The sequence below is a fragment of the Micromonospora sp. NPDC126480 genome (assembly GCF_040302465.1).
Classification (GTDB): Bacteria; Actinomycetota; Actinomycetes; order Mycobacteriales; family Micromonosporaceae; genus Micromonospora.
On sequence record NZ_JBEORU010000001.1, the window covers coordinates 49392 to 65780 of the forward strand.

Sequence of the window (16389 nt, forward strand, 5' to 3'; positions counted from 1 at the left end):
AGAGGGGTTCGGGGCCGACGGACCACCCGGAGGCTACGTGACGGCGCCGTTCGCGGACACCCTCGCGGGACCTGCCTCACAGTTACGCGATGTCGTCGACACCCTCGGTGACGCTTTCCGCCCGTGGCGACCGGTCCAGCGAGTCACGCACGGCCGCCGCCAGCGAGACCGCCTCGGCGAGGTCGGCCGGCCGCCCCACCCCGGCGGGGAGGGCGTCGCCCCGCCAGCCGGGGCCGGCGGCGAGCACCAGCAGCGGCCGGCGCCGCGCCTTGAGCAGGGTGGTGAGCTGCGCGGGGTCGGCGGTGTGCCTGCTGTGCGACCAGATCACCACCGCCGCCGGCCCGGTGCGGTTGACCGCCGCCAGCAGCGCCCGTGCCGGTACGCGGGCGCCGAGCATCCGGTACGCGATCCCGACCTCCGCCAGCGCCGCACCGAGCGCTTCCAGGGGCAGGCTGTGCTGCTCCTCGTCGGCGCAGCTGAGCAGGATGTGAGGTGGACCGGCGGGTGCGTGGGCGCGGGCCACCGCGGCGAACGCCTCCGACACGCACCGGGACATCAGGTGCTCGACCTCGATCAGGCCCGCGGTGGCGGCGTGCCGTTCGCCGATCCCGGCGAGGACCGGCCGGACCAGCCCGTCCCAGGTGGCGACGACACCCTGCGCCCGGATGGTGCGGTCGATCGTCTCGTTGATCACGGTCGAGTCCAGTCGCATGGCGGCGCGGGCCAGGCCCCGGGCGGCGGGCCCGGCCCGGCCGACGGGGATCGTCGCGCCCCCACCGCCACGAACGCCGCCGGCCTGCGGCCCGGTGCCGGCACCGACCGGCCGGGCATCCGGCGCCTGGCGGGCCCACCGGGCCGCCTCGGCCGGCGTGACCCCCTGGGCGGTGAGCCGCCGCATGATCTCCAGCCGGGCGAGGTCGGCCGGTGTGTACCGGCGGTGGTGCCCGGGGACGTGCTCGCTCGGCCCGAGCCCGTAGCGCTGGTGCCAGGTGCGCAGCGTCGTCACGGCGACGCCCAACCGCCGGGCGACCGCGCCCGCGCTCAGCGCCTCATCGACCACCCGACCGCTCCGCGGCGTCGTCCGTCGGATTCGCGGACCCGGGCCCGGCCGGGTGCCGTAGGCGGTTCACCACGCCGCCCAGCCACGGGGCGTACGCGTACGGGTCGGCGTCGAGGTTCGCCTCCAGCTCGGCCGGGTCCACCCAGCGCAGCTCGGACACCTCCGCCGGATCCGGGCGCAGCGGAGCGTCGGGCGGGAGGTCACCGCGCAGGACGTGGTCGTACTCGAACTCGACCCGGCCGGTGACCGGATCCTCGGCGTAGTAGACGTACACCCCGATCTCGGTCAGCTCGACCGGCCCGACGCCAAGTTCCTCCGCGAGCCGGCGGTTCGCGGAGACGGCCAGCGGCTCGCCGGGCGCCGGGTGGCCGCAGCACGAGTTGCCCCATCGCAGCGGGAAGCGGGTCTTCGCCGCGGCCCGGCGCTGGAGCAGCACCCGACCGGCCGGGTCGACGAGCAGCACCGAGAAGGCCCGGTGCAGCCGCCCCGGCGGCTGGTGGGCGGCCGACACCGTGGTCTCGCCGGTCGCCCGGCCGGTGTCGTCGACCAGCTCCACCAGATGGGCTTCGCGGATGGTCACGGGCGCTCTCCGGTCACTCGGGCGGCGGCGAGCTTGCCGGAGATCAGCACCATCGGCACCCCGACGCCGGGTTGGGTGCCCGAACCGACGAAGACGACGTTGGCCAGGCCGCGGTGCAGGGTGGGCGGGCGGAACGGGCCGGTCTGGAAGAGGCTGTGCGCGGAGGCGAACGGCGTGCCGGCGGCCATACCCTGCTCGGCCCACTCGGCGGGGGTGACCGTCCGCAGCACCTCGATGCCGTCCCCGAAACCCACGTAGCCGCGCTCCTCCAGGGTCCGCACCAGTTGGTCGGCGTACCGGTCGGCGAGCCCGCCGCGCCAGTCGAACGGCGCCCGGTCGAGGTTGGGCACCGGCGCCAGCACGTAGTAGGTGTGCCGGCCGGCGGGCGCGACCGACGGGTCCGTCCGGCTCGGGTTGGTGACCAGTAGCGACGGATCGCTCATCAGCTCGCCGCGCTTGATGACCTCGTCGAAGGTGCCGCGCCAGGACCGCCCGAAGTGGATGTTGTGGTGAGCGATCCGGCCATAGCTCCGCGTCGACCCGACGTGCAGGACCACGCAGGACGGGGAGTAGGTCAGCCGGCGGCGGCGCGCCGGTGGAAGAAGGTCACGGTACGCAACCGGCAGGTCCGGGTTGAGCACGACCGCGTCGGCCGGGACGAACTCCCCGTCCGCGGTCCGCACGCCGGTGGCGCGGTCGGCGGCGGTCTCCACCCGGGTCACCGTGGTGCCGTAGCGGATCTGCACGCCGTGCTTCTCGGCCGCGCCGGCCATGGCCCGCGAGACGGCGTGGATGCCGCCGCGCGGGAAGTACACCCCGGCCACCGAGTCGAGGTACGCGATGACCGCGTAGATGGCGAGCGCGTCGTGCGGTGCGAGCCCGGCGTACATGGCCTGGAAGGAGAAGACGCGCTGCGTGCGCGGGTCCCGGAAGAACTGGTTGATCTTCGTCTGGAGTCGCCGGAACGCGCCGTTCGCGAGCAGCTTGAGCAGGTTGCCGGTCAGCAGGTCGGTCGGCGCGTCCAGGTTGCGCTCGATGAAGTCGGCCCGCTCGAGCCGCCACAGCTCGCGGGCGTACGCCACGAAGCGCAGGTAGCCGTCGGCCTCGCGGGGCCCGCAGACCTTCGCGATCTCGGCGGCCATCCGGGTCGTGTCGGTGATGACGTCAAGGGTGGAGCCGTCCGGGTAGTAGGCCCGGTAGGCGGGGTCGAGCGGCGTCAGGTCGAGCCAGTCGGCCAGTTCCTCGCCCACCGCGCCGAGCGCCTCGGCGATCAGGTCGGGCATGGTCAGGACGGTGGGCCCGGTGTCGAACTCGTACCCGTCGACGCTGAGCCGCCCGGCCCGGCCGCCCGGCACCGGCTCGCGCTCCAGCACGGTCACCTGCCGGCCGCTGCCGGCCAGGTGCAGCGCGCAGGCCAGCCCGCCGAGCCCCGCCCCGACGACGACCACCCGGTCCGTACGCCCGCTCACGGTGCGCACGCGACCACCTCCTTCTCCGCGAGGTTGCCCATCATGCCCGCCGGCTCGTGGCGGCGGTGGCGAGACCCGTCAGGGCGGTACGGGCCGTCCCGTCGATCGGGGCGTCGTCGAGCGCCGCCAGCGCCTCGGCGACCCGGTCCGAGATCAGGCACTCGATCCGGGCGACCGCCCCGGTGTCGGCGACCAGTTGGGCGAGCTGCTGGACCTCCCGGTCACCGACGCCCGCGCCGGCCCGTTCCAGGGTCCGGCGCTGCGCCGGGGTGGCCAGTTCGCGGGCGAGCAGGAGCAGCGCCGTCGGCTTGCCGGTGCGCAGGTCGTCGCCGGCCGGCTTGCCGGTGGTCGCCGGGTCACCGTAGACGCCGAGCAGGTCGTCGCGGAGCTGGAACGCCTCGCCGACGGCCAGCCCGTAGCGGGTGTACGCGGCGATCACCGGCGTATCGGCGTCGATGCCGGCCAGGCACGCCCCGAAGAGCAGCGGGCGTTGCACCGTGTAGCTGGCGGTCTTGTACCGGGCGACCCGCAGGGCCCGGTCCACCGACCAGTTCGCCGGGTCGCTCTCGCCGAGGACGTCCAGGTACTGCCCGGCGACCGTCTCCACGCGCATCTGGTCGTAGCACCGCCGGACCTCGAGCAGCCGGGCCGGTGGCACAGCGGCGCGGGAGAGCAGCCGGTCGGCCCAGATCATGCACAGGTCGCCGATCAGGACCGCGACGGTCTCGCCGAACCTGCCCGGGTCGCCGCGCCGCCCGGCGGCGGCGTGCTGGGCGGCCACGGTCACGTGCGCGGTGGGCCGGCCGCGCCGGGTGGCGGAGGAGTCCATCACGTCGTCCTGCACGAGCGCGAACGTGTGCAGCAGCTCCAGCGCGGCGACCGCCGGCAGCACGGGAGCCAGGGCCTCGTCGCCGCCGACGACCCCGCGCCAGCCCCAGTAGGCGAACGTCGGGCGGACCCGCTTGCCGCCGGCCAGCACGCTGTCGCGCGCCGTGGCGGCGAACCCGCCCATGGCCGCGTCGATCTCCGCCAGCGCGTCGACCTCGGCGGCCAGGAAGGCGGCCAGCGTGTCGTCCACCGCCCGGACGAGGTCCCTTGTGTACGCGGCCAGGACCGAGCGGACCGGGTCGTCCGCCGAGTGGGCCGGGGCGACCCGGAGGAAACCGCCGGCAACTGCGTCGTTGGCCATGCGGGCGAGCGTACCCTAGGGTTACGAGTTGCGTCGATTGGTGCGTCGATAAAGAGGAGGGCCGGTGGACACGGATCTCACCGCTGCCTACGACAGGTGCCGTGAGCTGCACCGGAGTCACGGCCGTACCTACTATCTCGCCACCCGACTGCTCCCCGCTTGGAAACGGCGGCATGTGCACGCTTTGTATGGCTTCACGCGCTACGCCGACGAGATCGTCGATCGCACCGAGGACCTACCCCCGGCCCAGCGGGCCGCCCGTCTCGACAACTGGGCCGGCCGGTTCGTCGCCGGCCTGCACGGCGAGCCCGTCGACGACCCGCTGCTCCCCGCGGTCCTGCACACGATCGCCGTCTTCGACCTGGACCGCGACGACTTCGCGTGCTTCCTCAAGAGCATGGCGATGGACCTCACCGTCGGCTCCTACCGGACCTACGACCAGCTGCTGGACTACATGGAGGGCTCGGCCGCCGTCATCGGCACGATGATGCTGCCGATCCTCGGCAGCACCGACCCCGCCGCCGCCCGCGAGCCCGCCCGCCAGCTCGGGTTCGCCTTCCAGCTGACCAACTTCATCCGGGACGTCGCCGAGGACCTCGACCGCGGCCGGACGTACCTGCCCGACGAGGACCTGGCCCGGTTCGGCGTCACCCGCGACGACCTGGTCGCCGCCCGCGCGGCCGGGCACAGCACCGAGCCGATCCGCGCGCTCGTCCGGTACGAGGTGACCCGCGCGCAGGCGCACTACGCCGCCGCGGCACCCGGCATCACGATGCTGCTCCCCGCCTCGCAGGCGTGCATGCGCACCGCGTACGCGCTCTACGGCGGCATCCTGGACGAGGTGGCGGCGCAGGACTTCGACGTGTTCGCCAGCCGGGCCGTGGTGCCGCGGCGCCGGCGGCTGGCGGTGGCCGCCCGCGCCCTGCTCACCCCGGCCGGCACCCCGGTCACGATCCCCGGCCCACGGCTGTCGGCCGCGGCGCTCACCCTTCCGGGCAGCGCCGACCGGGTCAGCTCTCCCAGACGGTGACCTTGAGCAGCATCCCGCCGTCGTCCTCCGTGTTCACCACCTGCACCCAGGCCGGACGTCCCGCGGAGGTGGTGAAGCAGAACTGCTGGTTGCCGCCGCCGACGTACCTGTTCGTGAACGTGTCCCGCTTGGCCTCACGGTAGGTCCGGCAGCGGGCCGCGGCGCCCTCTTCCGGGCCCTCGTTGCTGTCGTCGTACATCGCGCTGTGCCGGGCACTGGAGTAGAGCATCTGGCCCCACTCCAGGTAGAGGTCGACCGCGGCGTCGTGTTCGTACCGGCGGACGGCCCGCCGGTCGTCCAGGTCGACGCCGGTGTCCTTCTCCAACTGCACCACGTCGCTGAAGAAGGTGGCCGCCGCCTCCGTACCCGGGCCGGTCGCGTCGGCGGCGGGGCTGGACGCCGCAGTGGCCGGCGGCGTGCCGGACGTCGGACCGTCGGGTGCCGGCGCGGCGCTCGTCGCGCCGTGCGCGGCCGGCGTGCCGTTCCCCGGCCGCTCGCCCGCCCGGGTGAGCGCCAGCAGCGTACCGCCGCCGACCAGGAGCAGCAGCACGACGAAACTCACCGCGGCCGGCCGCCAGCGTCGCTGGCGCAGCCGGTACGCCATCAGCCCGCCGAGGGCGACGACACCCACGAGGATCCACACCGGCCACCACGGATCCGCGCGCAACGCCTGGACCAGGCCGATCAACGCCGTCACGGCGCTGAGGACGTTCGCGACCAGCAGGGAACGGTCGCGGGTGCCGTGGGCGTCGGCGGGGCTCTCCGGGCGCGGCGTCTCGGTCTCCACGATCACGAGAGCGTACCGACCGTGAGCGGGCGGTGACACCATCAGCTCGGTCCGCTATCCGTCACTCCGATGTGAGGTGTTAACAGGGGGCCCTTCCTCTACCGGATGCGTTAAGAAGGGGCCCTTCCTTACGCTGGCGGCATGGTGGGGCCGGAGGTCGTGGATGTGGTCGTCGTTGGGCTCGGGGTGGGCGGGGAGGAGGTGGCCGGCCGGCTCGCCGAGGCCGGGCTGGACGTCGTCGGCGTCGAGCGGCGTCTGGTCGGCGGCGAGTGCCCCTACTGGGGTTGCATCCCCAGCAAGATGATGATCCGCGCGGCGAACGCGCTCGCCGAGGCCCGCCGGGTCGACGGCCTCGCCGGGACCGCGCAGGTGCGACCCGACTGGGCGCCGGTGGCGAAGCGGATCCGCGAGGAGGCCACCGACACCTGGGACGACCGGGTGGCCGTGGAGCGGTTCGTCGGCCGGGGCGGCCGTTTCGTCCGGGGCAGCGGGCGGCTCGACGGGCCGGGTCGGGTCCGGGTCGGCGATCAGGTCTTCCAGGCCCGGCACGGCATCGTGCTGGGCACCGGCACCCGCCCCTCGGTGCCGCCGGTCGACGGGCTGGCCGACACGCCGTACTGGACGAACCGGGAGGCCGTCGAGGTCGAGGAGCTGCCCGCGTCACTGCTGGTGCTCGGCGGCGGCGCGATCGGTCTGGAACTGGCCCAGGTCTTCGCCCGGTTCGGCGTCCGGGTCACCGTGGTGGAGGCGCTGGACCGGGTGCTCGCCGTGGAGGAGCCGGAGGCGTCCGAGGTGGCCGCCGCCGCGTTGCGCGCGGACGGGGTGGAGATCCACGCCGGGGTGACCGCCGAGCGGGTCGCGCACGACGGCCGTCAGTTCACCCTGCACGCGGGCGGCACGGCGTACGCGGCCGAGCGGCTGCTGGTGGTGACCGGCCGCCGGGCGTACCTCGACGAGCTGGGGCTGGAGACCGTCGGCGTCCGCGCCGACCAGCGCTACCTGCCGGTCGACGACCGGCTGCACGTCGCCGACGGGATCTGGGCGGTCGGCGACGTCACCGGCGAGGGCGCCTTCACCCACGTCGCCATGTACCAGGCCGGCATCGTCGTCGCCGACGTGCTCGACCACGTCCGGCGGTCCGCCGGGAAGCCCGATCCGAGCGGCACGGCCAACATGATGGGCGGTGCGATGGGGGCCGCCACGCTTTCCGAACACGGGTCGAGCGGCGGCGTCCCCCGGGCGGACTACCGCGCGCTGCCCCGCGTCACCTTCACCGACCCGGAGGTCGGGGCGGTCGGGCTCACCGAGCGGCAGGCCCGCGAGCGCGGCATCAACGTGCAGGTGGGGTTCGCCTCGCTGGGCTCCTCGACGCGCGGCTGGATCCACCGCGCCGACGGGTTCATCAAGCTGGTGGCCGACGCCGACCACGGCGCGCTGGTCGGCGCGACGTCGGTCGGTCCGGCCGGTGGCGAGGTCCTGTCGGCGCTGGCGGTAGCCGTGCACGCGGCCGTGCCGCTGGCGCAGCTGCGCCACATGATCTACGCGTACCCGACGTTCCACCGCGCCATCTCGGAGGCGCTGCGCGACCTGGCCTAGGCCGGCGCCCCGTGCCGGCCGGCGCCGGCGGCGAACCGTGCCGCCCCGGCCGGCGCGTCGGTGGCCAGCGACTCCATCCCGTACGCCAGTTCGGCCGCCAGCGCCTCCCCCTCCGGCAGGGCGGCGGCGGCCAGTACCGACGCCCGGTCGTTGCGCAGGCAGGTCTGCGGATGCCGGGCGATCTCGGCCGCGAGCCGCTCGGCCGCCGCCCGCGCCTCACCCGGCGCGACCAGCCGGTTCACCAGCCCCATGGCGTACGCCTCGGCGGCCGGCACCGGCCGTCCGGTGAGGATCAGGTCCATCGCCCGGCTCTCGCCGATCAGCCGGGGCAGCCGGACCGTCCCACCGTCGATAAGCGGCACGCCCCAGCGCCGGCAGAAGACGCCGAGCACCGCGTCGTCCTCGGCGACCCGCAGGTCGCACCAGAGCGCCAGTTCGAGGCCTCCCGCGACCGCGTATCCGGAGATCGCCGCGACCACCGGCTTGGACAGCGCCATCCGCGTCGGACCCATCGGTCCGTCCCCGTCCGGCTCGACGCGGTTGCCGCGCGGGGTGCCGATCGCCTTCAGGTCCGCCCCGGCGCAGAACGTGCCGCCGGCGCCCCAGAGCACCGCGACCGCCGCCTCCGGGTCCGCCTCGAACGCCCGGAACGCGTCGGCCAGCGCCCGGGCGGTCGGGCCGTCCACGGCGTTGCGGGCCTCCGGCCGGTCCAGGATCACCGTGGTCACCGCTGCGGCGTGCTCGACGCGTACCCCCATCGGCACAGCATGCCCCCGGCGGTGCCGGCACGCCAGACGCAGGCGGATCCGTCCCCGGCGACCGGTTTGCGACCGCGATTGCCGGGAAGTCGGTACTCGTGCGAGCGCTACTGACGAAGATCGAGCAGGCGTCCCGGCTGGACCGGATCGGGGATCCGATCCAGCGGAGGGTCCAGGGCGTCATCCGGCCGCAACGGATCCGCGACTTCCTGCACGGTGTGTGGCTGGGGCATCCCCTGCACCCGGCGATGGTCCAGGTCCCGGTCGGCGCCTGGATCAGCACGGCCGTGCTGGACCTGATGCCGGGCCAGCGACGCGCCGCCACGACGCTCTGCGCCATCGGCACGGCCAGCGCCGTGCCGGCGGCCGTGGCCGGGCTCAACGACTGGGCGACGCTCTCCCGTGACCAGCGGCGGATCGGCCTCGTGCACGCCGCGGCGAACTCGGTCGGCCTGGCCTGTTACGCGGGATCGGTGGCGGCCCGGCTCGCCGGCAACCACCGCCTCGGCCGGACGCTCGGCATGCTCGGCCTCAGCGCGGCGAGCTTCGGGGCGTACGTGGGTGGGCACCTCGCGTACAAGCAGGGCGCGCAGGTCAGCCAGAGCATCTCCGAGCTGCACCTGATGAGCGACGGTTGGCACTCGATCGCCGACATGGCGGCGCTGCCGCAGCGTCAGCTGGTCACCCGGGAGATCGATGACGTGTCGGTGATCCTCTACCGGCACGGCGACGACGTCACCGTGATGCTCGAGCGCTGCCCGCACCAGAGCGGCCCGCTCGGCCAGGGCGAGGTGCAGGAGATCGACGGCCACGCGTGCGTGGTGTGCCCCTGGCACGGCAGCACGTTCCGCCTCAACGGTGGCGAGGTGGTGCACGGGCCGTCCGCCAACGACCAGGTGATCCTGCCGACCCGGGTTGTCGACGGCGTGCTGGAGGCCCGTCTCCCCTGACCGGGCCGCGCCGGGACTGCCTCGATCAGATGATGGTCCGCCGGGCGGATCGGCGGCCGCAGACCGGCTGAGCATCATCTGATCGGTCGCCGTGGTCGAGTCGGCTCCGCTTCAGTCCCGCCGGTGCCGTCCGGCCGGCAGCTCGCGCTGTTGCCGGCCGGTCGCGGTTCGACGGGTCGTCGCGAGGGGAGCGGTCGCCGGGCGGCGGCGTAGGCCGAGCACTGCGCCGATCTGCGCACCGATGATGCTGGAGACGGCCAGGATCGCAGACACGGCAAGCGGGCGGTTGACCCGGTCGGGATCGTGGGGCCGCGCCGCACCCACCGTCATGACCGGCCCGTCCTTCGCCGGTTCCGCAGCCGGCTCCTCCGGCGCAGCCGGTGCCGAGCGCTCCACCGGCGGTGTCGCCGGCGCAACCGGTCGCTGCGGGGTCGGACGCGCGACCAGCCGACCGGTGGCGTGCGGGCGGACGCCCCGGTCCTGGGCCTCGGCGGGCAGCCGCAGCAACTGTCCGGGGTGGATCCGGTTCGGGTCGGCCAGCCGGTTCAGCCGGGCGAGGGCGGGATACTCGCCGAAGCTGTCCAGGTACCGCTCGGCGATCGACCCGAGGTGGTCGCCCTTCGCCACCCGGTAGACCGGCGTGTGCCGCACCGGTTCGGCGGGACCGGTCCTGGCCGGGGCGGGGGACGAGGTCGCCGCGCCGAGCGCCCGCAGCGTCAACGACACCGGCGGTGCGGCGAGGTCACGACCCGCCGCCACCGAGCGCCCCGCTTCCGGAAGCACCGCCGTCGCGGTCGGGCCGGCCGGGACCGACATCGGGCCTGCGCCCACCGCGGTCGGGCCGGTCGGGACCGACATCGGGCCTGCGCCCACCGCGGTCGGGCCCGCTGCCGACGTGCTCGGGCCCGCTGCCAGCGCCGCCGCGCTCGCCGCGGCCGGACTCGCCGCCAGGATCAGCGCGACCGACCCGACCAGAGCCGCGGCGGCCCGCTGCTGACGGCTCATCCCGGGCAGCCGGGGCGCGGGCCGGCGCAGCGTCACCGCGCCCAGCTCGACCAGGACCGACAGGGCGAACGTGGCCCATCCCACCCAGCCGGCCAGCGCGAGCGTGCGAAGGAAGAGCTGACCGTCGTCGCGGGTGGTCAGCGCCGTGCCGACCTCCGCGAGGGTGGGCACCTGGTCGGGCAGCGGGTTGCCGGCGAGCGCGAGCAGCGCCACCGGCGCGCCGACCAGCAGGGCGCAGAGCAGGACGAGCGCGCCGAACCCGGTGAGGACCCGTCCGGCGGTACGAGTCGGTGTGGTCATGGCTGCCTTCCTTCCTACGGCGCGCCGGTGAGCGCCCGGGCGGTCGCTTCGCCGGAGACGGTGACGGTGTCGGCGAAACCGACGAGGCCGAGCAGGGATCTCTGGTAGGTGACGGTGACCCGGACCCGGACGACGGTCTCGCCGTCGACCACCGGGAAGCTGACGGTGTGGCCGGTGGCGCCGGCGGCGGCCAGGTACTCGGCCACGGCGCGGCGCGCCTGCGGCTGGTCGATCCGTTTCGGGCCGCCCTCGATCGCGGTGGCCCGGTCGATCGCCTGGCCGCCGGCCCGCGCCGCCTCGGCGGCCAGGTTGTCCGCCCGGTGCAACGACCGCAGCTGCCCGGCGCCGTCGAAGGCGAGCGCGACGATCGTGAGGACGCCCACGGCGGCGATCGCCAGGAACACGCTCACCCGGCCCGAGTCGTCCCGGCGGCGCGCGGCGGTCATCTCCGGCTCCGGTACCGGTCCAGCGGCGAGGTGAAGCTCGCCGAGACCCGCTTGCTGGTGGGTATCCCGGGCACCGCGTCCAGTCGCAGGTCGGTCAGGTCGACCGTGCAGGAGACGCGGACGGTCACCGAGGCGTCCTGGCCGACCGGGCTGCGGAACGCCGCACCGAAGGTGGTCGCCCGTCCGTTCACGGTGCCGCTGAGGGCGACCGTGGGACTACCGGTGCAGTTGAGCCTCCGCCAGTCGAGTTGCCGGACGGCCGCGTCCCGGGCCTCCCGCCGGGCGGTGCCCGCGTCGCGGGAGATGGAGGCGGCCCGGGCCGCGTCGTGGGCGCCGGCCTCGACCGCCTCGGCCGCCACCGCGGTACGTCCCGCGACCCCGGCCAGGACGAGCAGCGCGATGAAGGCCGGCGCGAGGACCGCCACCTCGACCGACACGCTTCCGCGGTCCCGTTTCACGGCGTGGTCCACCGTTCCACCGTGCCGTGCGCGCTCTGCCGTACCGGGAAGTCGACGCCGGGCACGACGGAGAGCGAGCGGCCCCGCACCGTGCAGGTCACGTCGGTCCCGGTGGTCTGGCAGCTCGGGCCGGGGGAGTCCCAGCCGACCAGCCAGCCGCCGGCCGCCGCCAGGAAGCGCCGGGCACGGGCCTCGCCCGCGCCGGGCGGGGCCTGGTACGCCCGCTCCGCGTTCACCCCGCTCTGCGCCGCGTGCAGCGCCGTCGACCGGGCGACGAACCAGGCGGCGACCTGGATGGACCCGAACAGCAGCACGAAGATCACCGGCATCACCACCGCCAGCTCCACCGGACTGGCCCCCCGGTCCGCGTCGCCACCGGCGAAACGGCGCGCGCCGGCCCGTCGGGCGGGTTTCCCCGCCCGACGGCGACCGGCGGACAGTTCCAGACGCATCGAATCAGGGCGTCGGAATGGCGTTGATCCACTGCCCTGCCTTGGTGGCGACGACCGCCGTGACGGTGATCGCGGCGGCGACCAGGCCGAAGATGATGACCGCGGTGGGGACCGGACTGTCGCCGCGCTCGCCGTCGTTGCGCAGTTCGGCGAGCCGCGCGACCAGCGCGACGTGCAGGTACGTGATCAGTGGCATCGGTTGCTCCTTCGGGGGTGGCCCGTCACAGGCGGGCGATGAACGGGTAGGTCACGAAACCGAGCAGGACGAAGACGAGCAGGGCGCCGGGGATGTCGAGCCGACTGGTCACCCCCTCCGCCCGGGCCAGGTTGTCGGTGCGGATCTGGTCGCGCAGCGAGTCGGCCCGGCTGCGCAGGGTCTCGTGCACCTGCGCTCCCTCGCTGCCGGAGGAGCGCATGATCGCGCCCACGTCGCCGAGTTCCGCGATGCCGATGCGGTCGGCCAGGTCCCGCAGCTCGTCCCAGGGCGAGTGCATCTGGAGCTGGGCGAGCCGCAGCGCCTCCCGGATCCGGTCGAAGACCCAGCCGTCGCAGACCTCCGCCGCCCGCTCCAGCGACTGGACCGGTCCGTGCGCGGCGGAGAGCTGCAACGCCACCAGGTCCAGGTACGTGCAGACGGCGGCGCGGAACTCCTCCCGGGCCGCGGCGGCCTTCGCCAGCACCGCGCGGTGCGCGAGCAGCGCGCACAGCAGCGCCAGACCCAGGCTGCCCAGCACCGGTACGGCCAGCGGCAGCGGTATGCCCGCGGCGGCGAGCGCGACGCTGGCCAGGGCCGGTGAGGCGAGCCCGATCAGGGCGGAGAGCAGCAGTGACAGGGCGTACTGCTCCGGCGTCTGGTCGATCAGGGCGAGCTGCCGGTGCGGCGGCCGTAGCCAGCGGGCCAGCCCGGTCAGCCACTCGAGCCGGCGGGCGGCGGGTGCCGTCGTCGGGGCACCGGGCGGCTGGTGCAGTCGTCGCAGGGCCGGCCCGAGCGCCGGCGTCGCCGGCACGAGTTCCCGGACCACCAGGAAGACTCCGAGCCCGACGGCCGCCCCGGCGGCCACCGCGACGGCGAGCTGCCAGTTGAGGATCACGCGACCACCTCCGCCGGGTCGGGCGCGGGCAGGAAGCGGGCCGGTCGCTGTGGCTGGCTCATCGACCGCACCCAGGCGAGCAGGCCGACGAAGGCCGCGCCCAGCACCGCCATGACGAGCTGCCCGAGCGGGGTCCCGTACGGGCGGATGTAGTCGGTGTTGAGCAGCCCGTACGCGATCACGGCAAGCGTCATGCCGGTGAGGAAGCGGACCGCGAACCGGGGTTGGGTGCGCTTGGCCTCGACCTCCCGTCGGGTGGCGACCTCGGCGGCGGCGGCCGAGGCGATCGAGCCCAGCACGTCACCGAGGCGCTCGCCCCGGTCGGTGAGGTGCAGGATCAACGCCGCCACCGCCTGGTCGCACACCGGGTCGGCGATCTCGTCGGCGAAGGCCAGCAGGGCGGGGCGGGCCAGCCAGCCGGCCTGGAGCCGGGCGGCGAGCAGGCGTACCTCCTCCTGGATCTCCTCCGGCGCTGTCGCGACCGTGCCGGTGATCGCGGACTGGAGCCCCTGACCGGTGGCCGAGACGTCCTTGAGCCGGCGCGTCCACTCGCCGACCGCCTCGATCCGGGCGATGGCCCGCTGCTCGGCCCGGCCCACCGAGAAGAGCCAGGGCGCGCCCGGCACGGCCACGGCGACCAGCAGGCCGACCACCGGCAGCCCGGTCAGCAGGAACGCCAGGGCGCCGGCCATCAGGGCGCCTACCAGCAGCGCCTGGTGTGCTCGTTGCTCGCGGGGCGTGGCGCCGGAGCCGCGCCAGAGCCGGGCGACCCCGCGTCCGGCGCCGGGGGCGGGCGCGGGCGGCCGGCGGGTGCCGACGACGGCGACGACGGCGAGCAGCGCTCCGGCCACGGCGGCGGCCCCGGAGACCACCGCGACGAGTTCGACGTCCACCACCGGGCTCACCGCCGTGCCAGCCGGGTCTGCCGTGGCCGCCGCCAGGCACCGGTGCCGGCCTCGACCCACCGGCTCAGCAGCCGGGCGTCGTAGCCGACCCGCAGCAGTTGGGCGCGGACCCGCTCGGGCAGGTGCCGGGGGACGGCCCGCCCGTCCGGACCGGGCCCGAAGACCGAGGTGGTGATGATCCGGTTGTTGTCGCCGACGCCGATCACCTCCTCGACGTGCGAGACGAAGCGGTGCTTGCGGCCGCCGATCGCGGTCTCGTCCTCGACCGTCACGTAGACGATGAGGTCGAGCGCGTTGCCGGCCATCCGCCGGGCCTGGTCGACGGTCATCTCCCGGCCGTGCGCCAGGGCCAGCTCGACGATGCGTTCGCCGACGCCGGCCGGCGTCCGGGCGTGGATCGTGCACATCGAGCCCCGGCTGGTCGTCATCGCCTGGAGCATTGGGACGATCTCGCGGGACCGGACCTCCCCGACGACGATCCGCAGGACGCCCATCCGCAGCGACACCGGGATCAGGTCGGCGATGCTCACCTCGCCGGCCGGGCGACCGTCCGGCCCCCGCTCGCCGTGGCCCTCGCGCGCCTCGAAGCTCATCACCGCCCGGTGTCGCTGGTTGCGACGGGCCGGCAGCAGCTCCCGGCTCTCCTCAAGCAGCACGTACGGCTCGTCCGGCGGGATCTCGGCCATCAGCGCCCGGACGACGGTCGTCTTACCCGCCCCGGCCAGGCCGGCGACCATGATGTTGAGGCCGGCGCGCATGGCCGCGCGGAGGAAGTCGCGCAGCAGCGGGTCGATCATTTCGTCCAGGTCGTCCCGCCCGCCGGCGAGGTCGTCCAGGCTGACGTCGAGCGTGTTGTGCTTGCGGATCACCGCGTACGGGCGGTGGCTGACCAGGAACACCCCGGCCAGCCGGCTGCCGTCGGGCAGTTGCAGGTCGAGGGTCGGCTTCGAGGTGGACAGCGACCGCTCGGTGGCGCCCGCCCGGCGGGCCGCCGCCTGGAGGATCTCCACCAGCTCGTCGTCGCTGTCGGCGATCGGCTCGGCCCAGTCGACGCCTCCGCCGTGCCGGGTGATGCGCACCTGGTCGCAGCCGAGGATGTGCACCTCCTCGATGGTGTCGTCGACCAGCAGGGTCTGGAGCCGGCCGAGCCCGGCCAGTTCGGCGGTCACCTGGTCGAGCAGCAGCCGCTCCTCGTCGGCCGTGAGCGGGGTGCCGGCCCGGCGGACCGCGTCGGCGTACTCGGAGACGACCGCGACCGCCAGCCGGGCGCGCTCGGTGTCCTCCGCGTCGGCGTCGAACTCCCGCCCGCGCTGCCAGGCGGTGAGCCGCTCGCTCAGCTCCCGGCGCAGTTCGCGGACGACCTGGAAGTCCATCCGGGGACGTGGGGGCGGTTCGGGCGCCGCTGGGGCGACCGGCGCCGGGTGGTGATGCCGGCCGTTCGTCGCGGGCAGCGGCGGCGCGATCGAGGTGGCGGCCGGCGCGACCCGACGTGGATCGGTGGAGACCGGTTCAAACCGCATCCGGCACCCCCTGCGGCACCGGCCAGCTCAGGCGGGCGCGTCGCCGGTCCAGCAGCGCCCCGACCGGCACCTCCAGCGCGCCCGCCGCGCGCATCAACGGCCGTCCGGCCCGCACGGTCCCGCCGAGGGTCAACACCTCGGCGGTACGCGGGTCGTGCGGCAGCCGCGCGATGACCGGCAGTCGCAGGGCCTTGCTGACCTCGCTGCGCCCGTGCCCGCCCCCGACCAGCAGCAGCCGGAGCGTGCCCGGGGGCACCCGGTGCTCGGTGAAGTCCCGCTCGATCATGCGGACCAGCGCCCGGGTGGCGGAGATGTCGGGCAGCCGGGCACCGGTGACCACCAGCACCACCGAGGCGGCGCGCAGGATCGGCCAGGGCGGACCGGACACGTGCAGGCGTCCGCAGTCGACGAGGACGTCGTACGGGGGGTCACCGCGGTCCAGCCCGGTGAAGAAGTCGGCGAACCGCTGCCACAGCGGGGTGACGCTGCCCGCCTGCGCGGAATCGACGACGCCCGGCAGCAGCAGCCGTTCCCGCTTCGGGGCGTCCAGGTCGACCAGCTGCGACCAGAACGCCGTCTCCAGGTTGCCGTCGCGCAGCTCCCCGACGGCCAGCTCGCCGATGCCTCGGGGGCCGTCGAGCGCGCCGCCGAGGAACCCGGCGAGCATCGACCCGCCGGCCGGGTCGCACTCGGCGAGCACCACCCTCCGGTGCCAGGTCAGGGCGCAGGCCAGTGCGGTGGTGGTGACGCCCGGCGAGCCCTTGGCGGCGACCAGCGCGATGATCGCCATGCC

General features: G+C 74.9%; 18 protein-coding genes. 3 read left to right on the forward strand and 15 right to left on the reverse strand.

Annotated elements, in window-relative coordinates:
* Window positions 1-82: 82 nt before the first annotated feature.
* From ABTW87_RS00275 to ABTW87_RS00290, 4 genes are read right to left on the reverse strand one after another with little or no spacing between them, the layout of a single operon-like run.
* Complete coding sequence (locus ABTW87_RS00275) at window positions 83-1060, reverse strand: MerR family transcriptional regulator (RefSeq protein ID WP_350647026.1); 978 nt, start codon at window positions 1058-1060, stop codon at window positions 83-85.
* Window positions 1050-1640: an isopentenyl-diphosphate Delta-isomerase gene (idi, locus tag ABTW87_RS00280; RefSeq protein WP_350647028.1), complete on the reverse strand. Its 591-nt coding sequence runs from the start codon at window positions 1638-1640 to the stop codon at window positions 1050-1052. Before idi ends, ABTW87_RS00275 begins: the two co-directional genes overlap by 11 nt.
* The gene (gene crtI, locus ABTW87_RS00285; RefSeq protein WP_350647029.1) at window positions 1637-3118 is read right to left on the reverse strand and encodes a phytoene desaturase family protein; all 1482 of its coding nucleotides are present in this window, start codon (window positions 3116-3118) and stop codon (window positions 1637-1639) included. Before crtI ends, idi begins: the two co-directional genes overlap by 4 nt.
* Window positions 3119-3149: 31 nt before the next feature.
* Window positions 3150-4298 (reverse strand): polyprenyl synthetase family protein, encoded by a 1149-nt coding sequence (locus ABTW87_RS00290; RefSeq protein ID WP_350647030.1) that lies wholly within the window; start codon window positions 4296-4298, stop codon window positions 3150-3152.
* A 64-nt stretch (window positions 4299-4362) separates the two neighbouring features.
* On the opposite strand from ABTW87_RS00290, the gene ABTW87_RS00295 reads away from it, so the two are divergent.
* On the forward strand, window positions 4363-5328 hold the full coding sequence (locus ABTW87_RS00295; protein ID WP_350647032.1) for a phytoene/squalene synthase family protein: 966 nt from the start codon (window positions 4363-4365) through the stop codon (window positions 5326-5328).
* Here ABTW87_RS00295 and ABTW87_RS00300 read toward each other — a convergent pair.
* Entirely contained in the window at window positions 5309-6115 is an 807-nt protein-coding gene (locus ABTW87_RS00300; protein ID WP_350647034.1) for a PH domain-containing protein, read from the reverse strand. The two genes, ABTW87_RS00295 and ABTW87_RS00300, sit on opposite strands and share 20 nt — an antisense overlap.
* Window positions 6116-6259: 144 nt before the next feature.
* Here ABTW87_RS00300 and ABTW87_RS00305 point away from each other — a divergent pair, with 144 nt between their 5' ends.
* Window positions 6260-7711: a dihydrolipoyl dehydrogenase family protein gene (locus ABTW87_RS00305; RefSeq protein ID WP_350647567.1), complete on the forward strand. Its 1452-nt coding sequence runs from the start codon at window positions 6260-6262 to the stop codon at window positions 7709-7711.
* On the opposite strand, the gene ABTW87_RS00310 is transcribed toward ABTW87_RS00305, so the two are convergent.
* Window positions 7708-8469: a crotonase/enoyl-CoA hydratase family protein gene (locus tag ABTW87_RS00310; RefSeq protein ID WP_350647036.1), complete on the reverse strand. Its 762-nt coding sequence runs from the start codon at window positions 8467-8469 to the stop codon at window positions 7708-7710. The two genes, ABTW87_RS00305 and ABTW87_RS00310, sit on opposite strands and share 4 nt — an antisense overlap.
* 98 nt (window positions 8470-8567) lie before the next feature.
* Between ABTW87_RS00310 and ABTW87_RS00315 the strand changes: the two genes are divergently transcribed.
* Window positions 8568-9419, forward strand: coding sequence for a Rieske (2Fe-2S) protein (locus ABTW87_RS00315; protein ID WP_350647037.1), 852 nt, complete (start codon window positions 8568-8570; stop codon window positions 9417-9419).
* A 111-nt stretch (window positions 9420-9530) separates the two neighbouring features.
* Here the strand turns inward: ABTW87_RS00315 and ABTW87_RS00320 are convergent, their stop codons facing one another.
* The 9 genes from ABTW87_RS00320 to ABTW87_RS00360 are packed head-to-tail and all read right to left on the reverse strand — an operon-like array spanning window position 9531 to window position 16386.
* Complete coding sequence (locus ABTW87_RS00320; RefSeq protein WP_350647039.1) at window positions 9531-10724, reverse strand: LysM peptidoglycan-binding domain-containing protein; 1194 nt, start codon at window positions 10722-10724, stop codon at window positions 9531-9533.
* Between the two features lie 14 nt (window positions 10725-10738).
* Window positions 10739-11170 carry a pilus assembly protein TadG-related protein gene (locus ABTW87_RS00325; RefSeq protein ID WP_350647041.1) on the reverse strand — a complete coding sequence of 144 codons (432 nt, stop codon included), beginning with the start codon at window positions 11168-11170 and terminating at the stop codon, window positions 10739-10741.
* The gene (locus ABTW87_RS00330) at window positions 11167-11640 is read right to left on the reverse strand and encodes a TadE/TadG family type IV pilus assembly protein (RefSeq protein WP_350647043.1); all 474 of its coding nucleotides are present in this window, start codon (window positions 11638-11640) and stop codon (window positions 11167-11169) included. Before ABTW87_RS00330 ends, ABTW87_RS00325 begins: the two co-directional genes overlap by 4 nt.
* Window positions 11625-12080 (reverse strand): TadE/TadG family type IV pilus assembly protein, encoded by a 456-nt coding sequence (locus ABTW87_RS00335; protein ID WP_350647044.1) that lies wholly within the window; start codon window positions 12078-12080, stop codon window positions 11625-11627. The genes ABTW87_RS00330 and ABTW87_RS00335 overlap by 16 nt, the downstream gene beginning before the upstream one ends.
* Before the next feature lie 4 nt (window positions 12081-12084).
* Window positions 12085-12276, reverse strand: coding sequence for a hypothetical protein (locus ABTW87_RS00340; protein WP_350647046.1), 192 nt, complete (start codon window positions 12274-12276; stop codon window positions 12085-12087).
* A 25-nt stretch (window positions 12277-12301) separates the two neighbouring features.
* Entirely contained in the window at window positions 12302-13168 is an 867-nt protein-coding gene (locus tag ABTW87_RS00345; RefSeq protein ID WP_350647569.1) for a type II secretion system F family protein, read from the reverse strand.
* On the reverse strand, window positions 13168-14112 hold the full coding sequence (locus tag ABTW87_RS00350) for a type II secretion system F family protein (protein ID WP_350647571.1): 945 nt from the start codon (window positions 14110-14112) through the stop codon (window positions 13168-13170). Before ABTW87_RS00350 ends, ABTW87_RS00345 begins: the two co-directional genes overlap by 1 nt.
* Window positions 14073-15596 (reverse strand): TadA family conjugal transfer-associated ATPase, encoded by a 1524-nt coding sequence (locus ABTW87_RS00355; RefSeq protein WP_350647048.1) that lies wholly within the window; start codon window positions 15594-15596, stop codon window positions 14073-14075. Before ABTW87_RS00355 ends, ABTW87_RS00350 begins: the two co-directional genes overlap by 40 nt.
* Entirely contained in the window at window positions 15586-16386 is an 801-nt protein-coding gene (locus ABTW87_RS00360) for a CpaE/TadZ family protein (protein ID WP_350647050.1), read from the reverse strand. Before ABTW87_RS00360 ends, ABTW87_RS00355 begins: the two co-directional genes overlap by 11 nt.
* Window positions 16387-16389: the final 3 nt, after the last annotated feature.